A 666-nucleotide genomic window follows, 5' to 3' on the forward strand; every position below is an offset into this window, starting at 1 on the left:
CTTCAACTAAAACGCTGTATGTCGGTAACCTTCCTTATAAAGCAAATGAGAGTCACGTTCGTGATTTATTTGCAGAGTATGGGCAGGTATTTGCTGTGCGCTTAATGAAAGATAAACGCACAGGTAAAAGAAGAGGGTTTGGTTTTGTCGTTATGGCCGCTGCTAACGCAGAACCGGCTATCGCGAAGTTAAATGAAAGGGAATATATGGAGCGAACACTTAAAGTTCGTATTGCTAACGATCCGAAACACCCAGATGGCGATAAATCTGAACTGGATTAAATCCTAATTTCGCCAAACAAATGTTCAGTGCATCTTCCTGCCAAGGAGGTGCACTGGCAAAGATTCGTTTTATCCCTTCTTCTTTCTCTTCAAGCTCGCCACAAGACAGTAATGCTTTAACCCGGCGCGCTATCGCCTCCCCAGAATCAATCAAAACGACGTTGCTACCCAGCACTTGCTGAATTTCGTTTTTGATTAGTGGGAAGTGTGTACAACCAAGTACAGCGACGTCTACTTTATTGCATAGCGGCGATAAGATGCTTTTCAGTTCATCCAAAGGAACACTTTCACCACGTAGCTTTTCTTCTGCCATATCAACCAAACGCGTCGAACCTAGCAATTCAACTGGCTTACCTTGTGCAAAATCGCGGATCAGTTCATGAGT

At 43.8% G+C, this 666-nt stretch carries 1 protein-coding gene and 1 pseudogene; one reads left to right on the forward strand and one right to left on the reverse strand.

Annotated features, from left to right (window positions below; genetic code table 11):
* The coding region (locus R7Q48_RS27945; protein ID WP_318133550.1) for an RNA-binding protein at positions 1 to 281 on the forward strand (281 nt) is incomplete at its 5' end.
* Here R7Q48_RS27945 and R7Q48_RS27950 read toward each other — a convergent pair.
* A pseudogene (locus tag R7Q48_RS27950) lies at positions 235 to 666 on the reverse strand (glutamate racemase); the annotation flags it as partial. The gene R7Q48_RS27945 and the pseudogene R7Q48_RS27950 sit on opposite strands and share 47 nt — an antisense overlap.

It is taken from the genome of Vibrio sp. 378 (genome assembly GCF_033339435.1).